Source organism: Paenibacillus sp. 2003, assembly GCF_031455635.1.
Classification (GTDB): Bacteria; Bacillota; Bacilli; order Paenibacillales; family Paenibacillaceae; genus Paenibacillus; species Paenibacillus amylolyticus_B.
Window position 1 is genome coordinate 131,453 of the sequence record NZ_JAVDTB010000002.1, and the last position, 14,286, is coordinate 145,738.

Consider the following 14,286-nt stretch of genomic DNA (forward strand, 5'->3'; position numbering starts at 1 on the left):
GATTGTGCGGCTCCGCGTACAGAAAACCCTTTGATCGCTGTTATCCCCGGATTACTTTGATCCCATTCTTCAAATGGAGTAATCCGGTGATAAAGGCGAACGCTTTGCTTCTTCGGGTTCTTTCTGCCCACTCCGCAGTTACGTTGGTTTCCAAGTTCAAAATCATGACATTCAACTTTGCTTGTTTCGTATGTTAGACTCTCGGCATGATTTGCCTTGAGTTAGTTGAAAAGATGTTACTGGTAAAAAAGTTATAGATAAGTTTTAGAGTTTAAAAGATTTGTTGTTTTCAAAAAAGTTAAGAATTACTGTTACTGATTTATTAATTTGCTGAGTTACCGTTTTACTGTTGTACCGTGTTATGCCACACGCTTTTGCCATCCACCCAAGTTTGTACGGCCCAGCCTTTCAGCTTCCAACCTGTGAATGGTGTGTTTCTTCCTTTGGTGGCAAACGTTGCAGGATCAACCGCTTTTTCCTCGTTCAGGTCAATCATTGTGATATCGGCTGGTGCTCCCTCTTCCAGTTTGCCTGTATCCAGTCGGAATACACGTGCCGGATCAGCTGTCATACGCTTCACCAGGAAGTCCAAACTCCAAAGTCCTGTTTCCACAAACTTGGTGTACAGCAGCGGGAAGGCTGTTTCGAATCCTACGATTCCGAAAGGTGCCAGCTCCATGCCTTTGGCTTTCTCTTCTTCACTGTGTGGCGCGTGATCAGTTACGATCATATCCAGCGTGCCGTCCAGCAAACCTTCGATACAAGCCTGCACATCACGTGGTGAGCGCAGCGGCGGGTTCATCTTCCAGTTGGCGTCCATGCCCGGGATATCTTCATCCGACAACACCAGATGGTGCGGACATACCTCAGCAGTTACTTTAATGCCAATGGACTTCGCTAGACGAATCAGACGAACCGATTGCTCTGTACTTACGTGACAGACATGGTAGTGAACTCCTGTTGCTTCTGCGAGCAAGATATCACGGCCAACGTGAATGGCTTCGGATTCATTTGGAATCCCTTTGATGCCGTGGCGCTTCGAAAACTCACCTTCCGTCACATATCCACCAACAACCAGTGAGTCATCTTCACAGTGTGCGATCACGGGCATATCCATGCTTGCCGCGAGGCTCATGGCATCTTTCATCATTTGAGCGTTTTGTACGCCTACACCGTCATCCGTGAATCCAATAGCGCCTGCTTCTTTTAATGCGGCAAAATCGGTAAGTTCACGACCCAGTTCATTTTTTGTAATGGCTGCATAAGGCAACACTTTAACCAGATCAGCTTCTTTGGCTTTATCCAGCACCAGCTTCACAACTTCCGCTGTATCTGTTACTGGTCTTGTGTTCGGCATGCAAGCAATTGTTGTAAAACCACCTTGTGCTGCTGAACGGGCACCTGTCTCGATCGTCTCTTTGTGTTCGAATCCAGGTTCACGCAGATGCACGTGCATATCGATCAATCCCGGAATGACCAGTTTGCCTGATGCGTCTGTCACACTTTGCGCTGACTTTTCGGCATCCAGTACCGCTTGGTCTTCCAGACCAACGATCTTTTTAATTTTACCTTCATCTATAATGATGGTTTTCCGTTCAAGTTCCCCTTTTTGGTTCAAGACGTTCGCGTTTTTTATAATCTGTAGCATAATTGCCCTCCGCTTCGGTTCTGTCCGGCTTACCAGGCAAGCCGGATGATTTTCTTTATCGTGTACTCTCTTATTGCTCTATAAGAACTACCGTACCGTCAGCCTATGACCCACAGCCAGACCCTGTTACAGTTTCATCGCACGTTCCATAACCGCCATGCGGATTGGAACGCCGTTTGCCATCTGCGGGAAGATCCGCGATGCTTCACTCTCCACAACCGCGTCATCTACCTCGACATTGCGATTCACAGGAGCAGGGTGCATGATAATGGTGCTTGGTTTTAGGCGTGATGCCCGTTCTTCCGTCAATCCGTAGTGTTCGCGATAATCCTCAGCTGAAGTAATTAAGCCATGTTGATGACGTTCCAGTTGAACACGGAGCATCATGACCACATCTGCATCCAGCGCTTCTTCAAGACCGACATAAGGAGCATGCTCTGCGAGTTCCGGTGCCTGCATCGTTTGCGGAGCACAGAAGCGTACATCTGCACCAAACTTTTGCAGTGCCCACAGATTGGAACGAGCTACACGGCTATGCAAGATGTCACCAATGATGGAAACACGCAAGCCTTTCAGTTCGCCAAATGCTTTCCTCATCGTGTAGAGATCCAGCAACGCCTGTGTGGGATGCTCATTGTTGCCGTCTCCGGCGTTCACGAGTGGTACATTCACTTTCTGAGCCAGTTGTTGCAGAACGCCTGCCGGTTTCAACCGGATCACGCCTGCATCAATGCCCATCGACTCAAGTGTTCGTACCGTATCGTAGATGGACTCTCCTTTTTCCACACTGGATGCGGCTGCCGTAAAGTTCAGCACTTGTGCGCCCAGGCGTTTCTCTGCCATTTCGAAGGAGAAGCGGGTACGTGTGCTGTTCTCGAAGAACATGTTCGCAACAAAGCGTGATTCCAGTACAGGAACCAGTTTCTCTTTCTGTGCTTCCCAGTGAGCCGCTCTGTTCAGAATGGACTCGATTTCTCCTCGACTAAGTTCCTTCAGTCCAAGCAAGCTTCGGTCTCTCAATGCTGTCTGTGTAATCATTATGCTTGCTCCCCCCGGTTCTGAGTGATTTTGACTTCGTCCTGTCCGTCCGTTTCCATGAGTGCAACTTCGATCTCCTCTGATTTGGAAGTCGGCACATTCTTGCCGATAAAATCAGGTCGAATTGGAAGTTCCCGGTGTCCGCGGTCTGCGAGTACAGCCAGCTGAATGTTCTGCGGTCTTCCACAGTCCATCAGGGCATCCATCGCTGCGCGAATCGTCCGTCCGGTATAGAGCACATCATCGAACAAAATCACTTTTTTGTTATGGATCGAAAGTGATTCAGGTGTCATAATCAACATTTCCTTGCGATTCGCTTTATTTTCGTCCAAGCGGTCATCGCGGTAAGGAGTCACATCCAGTTCTCCCCAGGGGACTTTGGCGCCTTCGATTTCTTCAATCTTGGCGGCAATCCGTTCTGCGAGGTAAACCCCGCGTGTGCGGATACCGACCAACACACAATCGTCGATTCCTTTGTTTTTCTCCAATATCTCATGGGCAATCCGTGTTAGTGCGCGGCGGATCGCCGTCTCATCCATAATGACATGTGTCTCTGTGCTCATGCGTTCAGCCTCCTCAGGATTTCCCTTCAGCATCATGGCCCCGTGACGAGGAGAAAAAAAAAGACTCCTTGCCGTGTTTATTGGCAAGGAGTCTCCGAACTTCAGACCGCTCTGAAGAAAGTTTACTCTCGGGGATGCATCGCTTCATTTGCCGCAGCAAAAAAACGATGTATCGTTCACGTTACCTTGCCAGTCTCACGGGACTGATTTAAAGGTGCTATTCATGTCGTTCATATTTGCAGGACCTCACAGGGTTCTGTAATCAATATGTCCGTTTGTCTTCATGAATTATGACAGAAAGACAACCCCCTGTCAACACCTCACCATCGCAGGTGAAAACCCTCTGCTACGTTCTTCTTAGAATCAGCAGTTAGGCTGAAAAACATCCATGCACAATACATCTCATTGGTTATTCATAATTATACAACATTTCTGCATATTTATCCATAGGCAAATGAGAAATTTGATATAACCAAAATAAACCTCTGACTATACTTAAGTAGAGACAAAACACTTCTTTTGAGAACAAACGGTGAGTTTCGTTTTACGCAATATATGAAGGCTCTGAATTAGTACCAAGTGAAATGGGTACAGTTTATAAACATGAACCCATTCATAGATGCTGGAATAATGCCGATATACATAAGATTCACAAATATGCGACATGGAAATAAGATACGCCCTACATTTATGTACATTTAGGAGGAAGTCATGCGTCACATTTGGCACGTTTACAAAACAGACTGGTTACATATTCTGAAGGTTCCCACAGGTATATTTCTAATTGTGGCTATTATTCTACTTCCCGGGGTGTATGACTGGGTCAACGTGAAGTCCGTATGGGACCCGTACAGTAATACCCAGGGGATCAAAATTGCAGTGACAAGCGAGGACGCGGGTGCGACTGTTGAAGGAACCAATATTAATATCGGAGACGAACTGGTATCCAGCCTCAAAAACAACGAAAAGCTGGGCTGGACTTTTGTAGATCGAGCTGAGGCTAGTCGGGGGGTACAAACAGGAGAATATTATGCCAGCCTGCTCATTCCCGGAGACTTTTCGTCTAAAATTACAGGTATCGTTGACGGAAAGCTGGAACGCCCAGAGGTAATCTATACCGTTAATGAAAAGGTGAATGCCATTGCTCCTAAAATCACAGGCTCTGGTGTATCTGCCATAACAACACAAATCAATGAAAATTTCACTGAAGCCGTCAGTGAGGCAGTTCTAACCAAGTTGAATGAAGCCGGGGTTGAGATTAATTCCCAGCTTCCAACATTACGCAAAATGGAGAATGGCATTTTTACATTGGAGAAAAATCTTCCGGCTATTCAAGCCGCAGGACAAAAGGTTCTGGAAGTAGAAAAAGCCATGCCCGAGATTGTAAAAGATGCTCAAAAGATCGTTGAAATCGAGAAAAAACTGCCTGAAATCAATGAAGCAGCACAGTATGTGCTCAAGGTGCAGGAGTATTGGCCACAAATTAATGATGCGGCTTCCGAGGTGCTGGATATTCAAGGACGGATACCGGATTTACAAAAAGCGGTAGAACGAATTCGAGAAGTGGATGAAAACTTTGGTCAGGTATCAGATGTCATCCAAACGGCGCTGGATAAAACCAACAAAGCTCTGTCTATCGTAACGGCCGCAGAACAAGATCTGGACAAAGTATCACAAATCGCTGGCAACGGGATTGAGCTTGCAGAGGGATTAGATCAGTTCGTGGATTCCAGTGAAGAAGCGTTCCAGACAATTAGCCCGGCGATCCACCAAAATCTGCTGCTGGTGCAGCAGATTACTAACGCTGCAGGAGACGTATTTGCACAATTGCAAAATTCGGATCTTAATAACCTTCCTACAGTAGAAGATCTCGACCGGATTGCTTCGCGTTTAGGGATTGCGGTAAAACTCGTGAACAGTATGGCAGAATTACTGGGCAACATCAATAACTTGCTTCCAAGCCAACTACTTGCCGATAAAATTACACAATTGAACTCCATTTCAGATAAACTTCAGTTGCAAATCCGCTTGGCTGGCATCATCAGTGATGCCATGCGTCGTAATACAACTCCACCGACAGAAGTCATCGCTCAGTTAAATGCTCTCTCGAAGGACATTAGCAGCGGGATTGGCAATATCTTAAACACCTATGAAAGTGAAATATCGCCTGCACTTGCAGCTGGTGCGGATAAACTCAGGTCTATCCTCTCCACTTCATCAGAAACTCTACAAGGAGCAAAGGATCGTATTCCGGATATTGCTGACATTCTGGCATCAGCCAAAGAAGGGATTATGTTCGGGCAGACCGAGTTGACAAAAATCCAGAGCGAACTGCCTCAAGTACAATCTAAGATCCATGAGGTATCAGAGACACTCGCGAACAAAAGTGAAGGTTTTATCCAAGCTTTGAACACCGTGTCTTCATTAATTCGAAACGATCTGCCCAAACTGGGAAACAAACTGAACGAAGCCGCTGATTTTGTTCGTAATGATCTGCCTAATGCCGAGAAACAGATAGGCAAGGCATCCGATTTTGTCCAGAACCAGCTTCCGGAGGTCGAAAAAGGAGTACATCGTGTTGCCACGCTGGTACGTGATGATCTGCCAGCATTAGAAAGTGCCATCAGTAAGGCTGCTGACAAACTTCGGGAAGTCGAAGGTAATAACCAATTTGCCGAACTTGCCAAACTTTTGCGTGGCGATATCGAAGAAGAAAGTGCTTTCCTTGCAAGTCCGGTGCAAATTAAGGAACAACAGCTTTACCCAATTCCGAATTATGGATCGGCTATGTCACCATTTTATGGCGTGCTGTCCTTGTGGGTTGGCTCAACACTGCTGATATCTCTGCTTCGTGCCGAAGCCGAAAATCCAGAGAGCAAGTTCCGGGGATATGAGTTGTATCTTGGACGTCTTGCTACTTTTCTGACCATTGGGTTACTTCAGGCGTTATGCGTCACCCTGGGAGATATCTTAATCCTGGGTACCTATGTTGCAGATAAACTGTGGTTTGTCCTGTTTGCCATGCTGGTGAGTGCCGTATTTGTCACCATCACGTACACCCTGCTGTCCGTTTTTGGGAATATCGGAAAAGGGATCGCCATTATCTTCATGGTGTTCCAGTTCTCCAGCTCCGGCGGTACGTTCCCAATCAGCATGACATCACCCTTTTTCCAGGCATTGAATCCGTTCATGCCCTTCACGTATGCAATCAGTCTGCTGCGTGAGTCGGTAGGCGGCATATTGTGGTCTACTGCCATCAAGGATATTCTGTGGTTGTGTATGTTCATCGCGCTGAGTCTCATTGTTGCTCTCACTTTGAAACGTCCACTCAGCAGTCTCACCAAACGTTCAGCCGAGAATGCCAAGAAGACCAAAATTATTGCTTAACTCATTTGCTCAACACTAAATAAGATAAGGCCATTGGACTTTCCATCCCATGGCCTTATCTTATTTCATTTCATTATATGAATCGATACATTTTGATTATTTCACTGAGCGTTCCTGTTCCAACTGATTATAGGATTGTTTGATTGTTGTTAATGTTTCTACATGGCGATAGATGTTGTTACTTGCCGTAACGATAACACATAACATGATCAAGCCTATAACCACTTTTTTCCCCAATCCCGGACGAAGGCTGATGACAAAACCTCCACCCAACAGGAAGAACGCAAACAGATAATGCCCCGCATACAGGTACATATCATATTGAAATACAGCCAGACCAAAGCCCACGACTACATGAAGCAAAAAGGCAAACAGAATATATGGCACAAGGGTCCACACTTCTCGTTCACGAATTCCTTTAATGAAGCCCATGAATGCCAGTAGTAAAATAAAGATACCTGTCATCTGCACATAGATTGGATTGGAACGGGATAGATCCGTAACAAAGGCTGCCATGCCCGGGTCCAGTAAATGCATCTTCGGTGTCAGCATCGGATTAATGGTTAACATGTTCAATGCTCTCCAATGAACAGCGAACTGGAATGGCGTTGCATAGCTGGTTCCACCATTTTGAATGCCCAACAGCCAGTTACTAACCCAGCTGCGGCCTCCAAAGGCAACATACTGAATACCAGTTAATACGACGATGATCAGAACCGCCAGTGCCAAGATGCCGATGTATTTTTTCAGATTCGCCTTATTGCGCCATGCATCCATATTGAAGAATGTGGCCGCAGCAAATGGTACGATATTAGTCGAGGTTAGTCCAAAGTTAATCGACGCAAGCAATGCATTGGGTACATAACGTACGTCCTGACGCTCACGAGTATACTGCATGTAAACTACAGAGAGAAGGATAACGAACTGTACATACGGATACGAGTCCGGAATCAACGCAGTATACATCAGGTAGGAACTGAAACCAAACAGTAAGGCCAACAGCAACGGTACGATGGTCTGTTTATCTTCTTTTTGACTCAGGAACAGATACGCCAGCACCACCGAAGCCGCATTTACCAGCGATTGCAGGACTAGAAAGAACCAGTTACCTCCCAGCAGCTTCGCTACAGCCGCAAGTATGACGACCAGAAAGGAAATAAGCGGATGGATCACCGAAGATCCGTTGTCACCGTAATACATTGAAGGATCAAAGTTGAATAAATTGAGTGGAAACAGCGTCGTATTAAATGGGGTATACTTTCCAAGCAGTTCTGCATTATTTTCAATGTACAGAACGTACGAGCCGTTCATTAAACCATAGAATAGAGCAAATCCTGCAAACAGGTAAAAGGCTGTGCAGTTGGCTCTTCGATTATAAAATAAGTAGTCCAAAAATTTCATACTATCATTTCACATCCAATAAATTTTATAAAAAACTATCATAATTTGAGCGATTGGAAGGTTATTCTGTCATCGTAGTGCTCGTGTAAATAATGGATAGTTCAAATTAGAACACCAATAAACATAGGCCACCCATAATACAAGCCACGCCAATCCAACGTAAAGGCCCCACCGCTTCCTTGAATACCAACATCGCAATGATTAGGGTCCACACATATGTTAATGCGTTCGCAGGCAACACTACGGTTAATGGAAGAAACTTCAGCAATACAATATTCAGCAACGCACCCGTTCCGTAGAATCCAAGTCCCATGAGTACATGCAGACGATTGCGACTGGATGCATAAGCTTTCAGTCCGGCCCCGCCCAGTGCACCACACAACGTCATGACAATTAATACGGCAACCATCCAGCTATCGATCAACACTGGTTAATGTCACCCCGATTCCAAGCAACACAACTGCTGCCAGCTTCTGCACCGTAATTTCTTCCCCAAGCAAAAAATATCCATAGATTAAGGCAAATACGTAGCTGGCACACATCAGAGGATAAGCAACAGAGAGTTTTTCCAGAGCAAAAGCTTTAATCATCAAAATCGCTCCAAGTCCATAACAAAGAAAACCAACACCCAGGTAGATCCACTCGGTTAGTCCCCATTTCCAGAACAATTGACCCGTTGCTGTCAGAAATGCGGAGACGAGCATCAACCATTTACCGGTATGACGCGATCTTATTTCCCCCACGTTAATGCCTCCATGTCCGGAACACGCTTGTTAATAAAGTATCGTTGACTCACTAGCTGCATGACTGGAAGGTCGGATAAGGAGTCCGAGTAGGAACATGACTGGTCATAATCAATTACCATATTTTTCTCACTCAGATAAGCCTGAATTCGGCGTACCTTCTCTTCCCCCTTGCAATTGCTGCCATCAATTCTGCATGTGTAACCATTCTCATGTCGGACAAGTTCAGTTCCAATGACATGATCCACCCAGGGAAAGTTTTTAAAGTATTTCATATAGGCATGCGGAGATGCGGTTACCAGCAAGACATGATAGCCTGCTTCTTTACGATGTTGCATCTCTACACTGGCCTCGGCAAAAATGGATGTACGCAAGCGGGTATCAAAGAAATGTTCGAGATCTTTTTCAGACATACGCTCAATTTCTTGAAAGTAGGATCGTTTGACTTGTTCAACCGTCATAAAGCCTGCCTTGAATAACACGGTATGTAATGCGATGACAGGTAATCTCCATACCTGCCACGGGTAACGGCGAACACCGTAATGCACAAATTGAAACATGGAATCTCTGCGTATGATCGTTTTATCAATATCAAAAATTGCGACTTTCGTGCTTTTCACCCTGATCCCCCTCAGCCTTTATTCAAAGATTGCAAAGATTGTAACAACACTTATCACATACAACATAACCGTAATTAATATGGGCTTGTCCTCAAACAGCACACGATCGGGCGAACCTCCCTGGTTCTTCATGTGGATCAGATACAGGTAACGGAACATGCCGTAAATGACTAATGGAATCGTCCACATGAGATGAATGGTTCGATCTGAAGTGAATGTGAACAGGGAATAACTGATAATCGTAGCTGTCGTCACAATCGTATTGAATTGATCCAGTAACGTAATGGAGTAGTTATCCAAAACCTTACGATGTGATCCCGTATTTCCCTCAAGCAACGTAAGTTCATTTCTGCGTTTGCCAATGGCCAGAAATAACGACAACAGCATTGTACAGATCAAAAACCACGGTGTGAACGGCACATGGATCAACACACCACCTGCAATGGCACGAAGTACAAACCCGGCTGCAATGGTCATCATATCCAGAATAACGAGATGTTTCAGCACAAATGAATACGATACATTCAACAGGAAATAGACGATACATAACACCCCGAATAGAGGGTTCATCATGAAAGCCGTTCCTACGGAAAGGATTAATAGAATAATGCCAAACAACAAAGCATGACTCGGATTCACCTGCCCAGAAGCCATAGGACGATACTTTTTCACCGGATGCTGTCGATCCCTGTCCCGGTCTACAAAGTCATTTAAAATATACACACAGCCTGCAACAAGGCTAAATAGAATAAAACCGAGCAACGTCGCAAGAATGGTTTCAGCCCGAATCTCCTCAAAAGAGAATAATAACGCAGCAAATAACAGCAGATTTTTAGTCCACTGTTTGGGTCTTAACAATCTGAATAATCCTGACACTGTACTGCCTGTTCCTGTAGCCGGTGAAGACACCGTACTTGTTCGTGATGATAACAATTGTAATAACTCCCTTCAAAAACAACTTCTGTATATAACAAATAACGTAAAGATCTAATCATATGTTGCTTGTATAATTTTGTAAAGGGAGTAAATGAAAAAAATCTAATATGGGCATAAAAAAAGAGACCGTTTCCGGTCTCTTCGTTAGTACGTGATTTAATTATTGGGTAATACGATTAAAATTCGAATTGTACGTCGCTCAGACGACGTTTGATCTCAGCAATAACACGTTTCTCTTCCTCTTCACCCTTCGCCTCAAAGGTTACGGAGAAACGAACAAAGTTACCAGCATCATCCCAAGGTACGGATGAGATCAGTTTCTCACGGATCAGGAATTGGGAGAAATCTTCGCCAGATTCGAAGCGACGTCCGCCAACCACTCCTTTTGGTGCTTCTACATACAGGAAGAATGAACCTTTGGGTTTTTCAGCTTGGAAGCCCAGTTCATTCAATGCGGCAACGAGCATATCGTGACGACGGGAATATTTCTCTGCAATTTTTTCCGTAATTTCAGGGTGATTCAATCCATAAGCAGCAGCCTTTTGAATTGCGATGAACTGACCGGAGTCATTGTTGTCCTTCACGTCGCTGAATGCTTTGACTACAAGCGGGTTACCCGCTACAAATCCGATCCTCCAACCCGTCATGTTGTAGGACTTGGATAAAGAGTGCAGCTCTACGCCGACATCCTTCGCTCCAGGTACCGACAGGAAGCTGAACGGTTTTTTGCCATCATACGTCAATGCTGCATATGGAGCATCATGTACAACCACAACATTGTATTTCTTAGCCCATTCAACGACTTCAGTGAAGAACTCCACCGTCGCGCTTGCGCCTGTAGGGTTATTCGGATAGTTCAGGTAGAGCAACTTCGCACGTTTTGCGATGTCTTCCGGGATAGCCGTCAGATCAGGCAAGAAGTTGTTCTCTTTCGTCAATTGAATGTTGAACACTTCTCCACCCAGATACTTCGTATGTGTGCCCATAACCGGATAACCTGGAACGGTCATGATGGTCACATCACCCGGATTGATGAAGCATGAAGGCATCATCGCCAAAGCCGGTTTTGAACCAATGGAGTGTACGATTTCGGTATCTGCATCGATACCTTCTACGTTGAATACGTTTTTCAGGTAAGAAGCCGCAGCAGCCTTGAATTCAGGAATACCATTGTCGGCATAACCACGGTTCTCAGGTCTGGAAGCTTCTTCTGCAAGTGCAGCTACAATGCCTGCATCAGCCATTTCGTCCGGTTCACCTACACCAAGGTCAATCAGTTCCACATCGGGAAAATCTTTTTTGGCTGAAGCTTTGGCACGTTTGATTTTCTCGAATTTATAAATGTTCGTGTCTTTACCATAGTTGGAGCCACCGATACGGTCGGCAAAATTAGTCTGAATGTAAGTTTCTTGATATTTATCGATACTCATAACGTTGTTCATCTCCTCATTTGACGCAAATTTCTACACTTTAATATGAAGCATTTGCGTGATCAAAGCCATGGACAAAGTATCCGAACATTTGTACTTTCTTGGAGCTGTTAACGACTGCGTAGCGAGGCAAGCACGTCTTCCATATCTTGCGGAATCGGAGCTGAAAATTCAAGGTATTCTCCCGTTGTTGGATGCACAAATCCAAGAATGGCCGCATGAAGAGCCTGTCCTTGCATTTTGATGCCTTTATTCCGTCCATAAGTTGGATCTCCTACAAGCGGGTGACCAATAAATTTCATGTGAACCCGAATCTGGTGAGTACGTCCTGTCTCCAGTTTCAATTCCAACAAGGTGTAATCATTAATCCGCTCAGTAACGGTAAAATGCGTAACGGCATGTTTACTGTTACGCTCCGTGACCGTATACATTTTGCGGTCATTGGTATCCCGTCCAATCGGTGCATCAATGGTCCCTTGATCATGGTTTAGATGACCATGAACGAGCGCAATATACCGTCTATTCACCGTATGTTCCTTCAACTGAGCAGCCAGTGATGCATGAGCACGATCGTTCTTGGCAGCCATGATCAAACCCGATGTATCCTTATCGATCCGATGCACAATACCAGGACGCAACTCCCCATTAATACCCGAGAGGTCTTTACAGTGGTGCATAAGTGCATTGACGAGTGTGCCCGACGTATGTCCTGGTGCTGGATGCACCACAAGACCACGTTGTTTATTGATCACGATCAAGTCGCTATCTTCATATACCACTTCCAGCGGAATATCTTCAGCAATGATCTCAACGGCAGCCGGTTCAGGAATCTGTAACTCAACCAGATCACCTTCGGATAACTTGGCATTGGCTTTGACAACAGCACCATTTACCGTAACCATTCCGTCTCCGATCCACAATTGAACCTGGGAGCGAGATACGTTATCCACAGCTTCCGTAATATATTTGTCAATTCGTTCTTTTTTATGTTCAGCGGCAACGGTCCATTCCATACGTTCATTGCCATTCATTAGTTCTTCGTCGTTAATCTCTTCCTTATTCGGATTACTCATGATGTTCATTCCCTTCAATCTTCGCGGCTGCTTTTTCGCGCCGTCCTTCAAGCAACGTCTCCACAATGATTAACGCTACACCGATACAGATTGCCGAATCGGCGATGTTAAAAATGGGAAACGTATAACTTCCAAAATTAAGTTGTACAAAGTCTACAACTTCTCCGGTCAATGCCCGGTCAAGGAAGTTGCCAATTGCTCCACCAAGCACCAAACTAAGCGCCACAGGCAGCAATTTGTGCGGGGTATCTTTTACCTTTTGCAAATACCAAATCAAGGCAACGACCACAATCAACGTAACCACGATAAAGAACCAACGCTGGTCTTGCAGAATGCCAAATGCTGCTCCTGAGTTACGATGTGATGTGATGACAAAAAAATTGCCGATGACCGGAATTTCTTCTCTGAGCTCCATCCGGGTTGCAATCAAATACTTGGTTCCCTGATCCAATAAAAATACGATAAAAGCGAGGATATAATACACCACGTTTGTTTGTCACTCCGTTCTTGTCTTTTCCAAACGATACCAGGCTTACGCCAGACTTGTTTATTGTAGCACAGCTGTTTGGAAATCGTCCACGACGCGCTATATCAGCAATGCTTATGGCAAAAACGATAACATTTCCCTTCTGTAATCTTGCCCTAAATGGCACATCCTACAATAGAGTCAAAATCCGGATTCCAGCATGAAAGCAGAAAGGGGAAAAACATGTCACATTTCACTAACGAACAACTGCAATTTTTACGTTCCCAACTGATGTCCGATAAGCGCGATATTGAACATAGACTTTCGGAAAACGAGCATTATGGCCTTGGAGATTCCCTTAAACTACAGACAGGTGAATTATCACCAATTGATAATCATCCTGGCGACATAGCTACGGAGGTGTATGAACGCGAGAAAGATATTTCCCTGCTGGAACATGATGAATTCCAATTGGAACGTATCGATTCTGCACTGCACTCCATCGAAGAAGGACATTACGGTACATGTGCGGTCTGCCAGCAACCCATCCCTTATGAACGCATGGAAGCTGTTCCCTACACCAAATACTGCAAAAAACATCAACCGGAAACCGTTGTCTCCGAAAACCGTCCTGTAGAGGAAGAATTCCTTGCCCCGGCATTTGGTCGAACCAGTCTGGACGAGCGTGATGATCAAAATGGCTTCGATGGTGAAGACACGTGGCAGATTGTTGAAAGCTGGGGCACATCGAACTCTCCAGCCATGGCTGAAGGACGCGATATCGACAGCTATGATGTTATGGCGATTGAAGCAACTGATGAAGTGGAAGGCTGCGTTGAAGCGTACGAAAGCTTTGTTGCAACGGACATCTATGGTCATGACGTCTCCATCGTGCGCAATCGGCAATATCGCCAGTACCTGGAGAACCGTGAGGGCGAGGGTCTGTTAGAACCGGACATGGAGACGGATGACATTTATTAA

General features: G+C 45.3%; 13 protein-coding genes. 2 read left to right on the forward strand and 11 right to left on the reverse strand.

Annotated elements, in window-relative coordinates; genetic code table 11:
- Nucleotides 1–343 precede the first annotated feature (343 nt).
- The 3 genes from J2X75_RS12690 to pyrR form a co-directional block, all read right to left on the reverse strand.
- Entirely contained in the window at nucleotides 344–1,648 is a 1,305-nt protein-coding gene (locus tag J2X75_RS12690) for a dihydroorotase (RefSeq protein WP_307534343.1), read from the reverse strand.
- A gap of 126 nt (nucleotides 1,649–1,774) precedes the next feature.
- Nucleotides 1,775–2,686, reverse strand: coding sequence for an aspartate carbamoyltransferase catalytic subunit (locus J2X75_RS12695; protein ID WP_036674848.1), 912 nt, complete (start codon nucleotides 2,684–2,686; stop codon nucleotides 1,775–1,777).
- Nucleotides 2,686–3,249, reverse strand: a complete 564-nt coding sequence (pyrR, locus tag J2X75_RS12700; protein ID WP_017687330.1) for a bifunctional pyr operon transcriptional regulator/uracil phosphoribosyltransferase PyrR — start codon at nucleotides 3,247–3,249, stop codon at nucleotides 2,686–2,688. The genes J2X75_RS12695 and pyrR overlap by 1 nt, the downstream gene beginning before the upstream one ends.
- A gap of 711 nt (nucleotides 3,250–3,960) precedes the next feature.
- On the opposite strand from pyrR, the gene J2X75_RS12705 reads away from it, so the two are divergent.
- Nucleotides 3,961–6,636: a YhgE/Pip family protein gene (locus tag J2X75_RS12705; protein WP_310336991.1), complete on the forward strand. Its 2,676-nt coding sequence runs from the start codon at nucleotides 3,961–3,963 to the stop codon at nucleotides 6,634–6,636.
- 96 nt (nucleotides 6,637–6,732) lie between these two features.
- Here the strand turns inward: J2X75_RS12705 and J2X75_RS12710 are convergent, their stop codons facing one another.
- The 8 genes from J2X75_RS12710 to lspA form a co-directional block, all read right to left on the reverse strand.
- Nucleotides 6,733–8,037: a DUF6080 domain-containing protein gene (locus J2X75_RS12710; RefSeq protein WP_310336994.1), complete on the reverse strand. Its 1,305-nt coding sequence runs from the start codon at nucleotides 8,035–8,037 to the stop codon at nucleotides 6,733–6,735.
- 106 nt (nucleotides 8,038–8,143) lie between these two features.
- Nucleotides 8,144–8,464, reverse strand: coding sequence for a DMT family transporter (locus J2X75_RS12715; protein WP_310336996.1), 321 nt, complete (start codon nucleotides 8,462–8,464; stop codon nucleotides 8,144–8,146).
- On the reverse strand, nucleotides 8,451–8,741 hold the full coding sequence (locus J2X75_RS12720) for an EamA family transporter (protein WP_197997836.1): 291 nt from the start codon (nucleotides 8,739–8,741) through the stop codon (nucleotides 8,451–8,453). The genes J2X75_RS12715 and J2X75_RS12720 overlap by 14 nt, the downstream gene beginning before the upstream one ends.
- Nucleotides 8,742–8,767: 26 nt before the next feature.
- On the reverse strand, nucleotides 8,768–9,400 hold the full coding sequence (locus J2X75_RS12725) for an HAD family hydrolase (RefSeq protein WP_310337000.1): 633 nt from the start codon (nucleotides 9,398–9,400) through the stop codon (nucleotides 8,768–8,770).
- An 18-nt stretch (nucleotides 9,401–9,418) separates the two neighbouring features.
- Nucleotides 9,419–10,309: a decaprenyl-phosphate phosphoribosyltransferase gene (locus J2X75_RS12730; RefSeq protein WP_310337645.1), complete on the reverse strand. Its 891-nt coding sequence runs from the start codon at nucleotides 10,307–10,309 to the stop codon at nucleotides 9,419–9,421.
- A 203-nt stretch (nucleotides 10,310–10,512) separates the two neighbouring features.
- Nucleotides 10,513–11,766: an LL-diaminopimelate aminotransferase gene (locus J2X75_RS12735; RefSeq protein ID WP_036674844.1), complete on the reverse strand. Its 1,254-nt coding sequence runs from the start codon at nucleotides 11,764–11,766 to the stop codon at nucleotides 10,513–10,515.
- Between the two features lie 110 nt (nucleotides 11,767–11,876).
- On the reverse strand, nucleotides 11,877–12,839 hold the full coding sequence (locus tag J2X75_RS12740) for an RluA family pseudouridine synthase (protein WP_397383577.1): 963 nt from the start codon (nucleotides 12,837–12,839) through the stop codon (nucleotides 11,877–11,879).
- Nucleotides 12,832–13,326, reverse strand: a complete 495-nt coding sequence (gene lspA / locus J2X75_RS12745; protein ID WP_091028497.1) for a signal peptidase II — start codon at nucleotides 13,324–13,326, stop codon at nucleotides 12,832–12,834. Before lspA ends, J2X75_RS12740 begins: the two co-directional genes overlap by 8 nt.
- Nucleotides 13,327–13,548: 222 nt before the next feature.
- Here lspA and J2X75_RS12750 point away from each other — a divergent pair, with 222 nt between their 5' ends.
- Nucleotides 13,549–14,286 (forward strand): TraR/DksA C4-type zinc finger protein, encoded by a 738-nt coding sequence (locus J2X75_RS12750; protein WP_036614837.1) that lies wholly within the window; start codon nucleotides 13,549–13,551, stop codon nucleotides 14,284–14,286.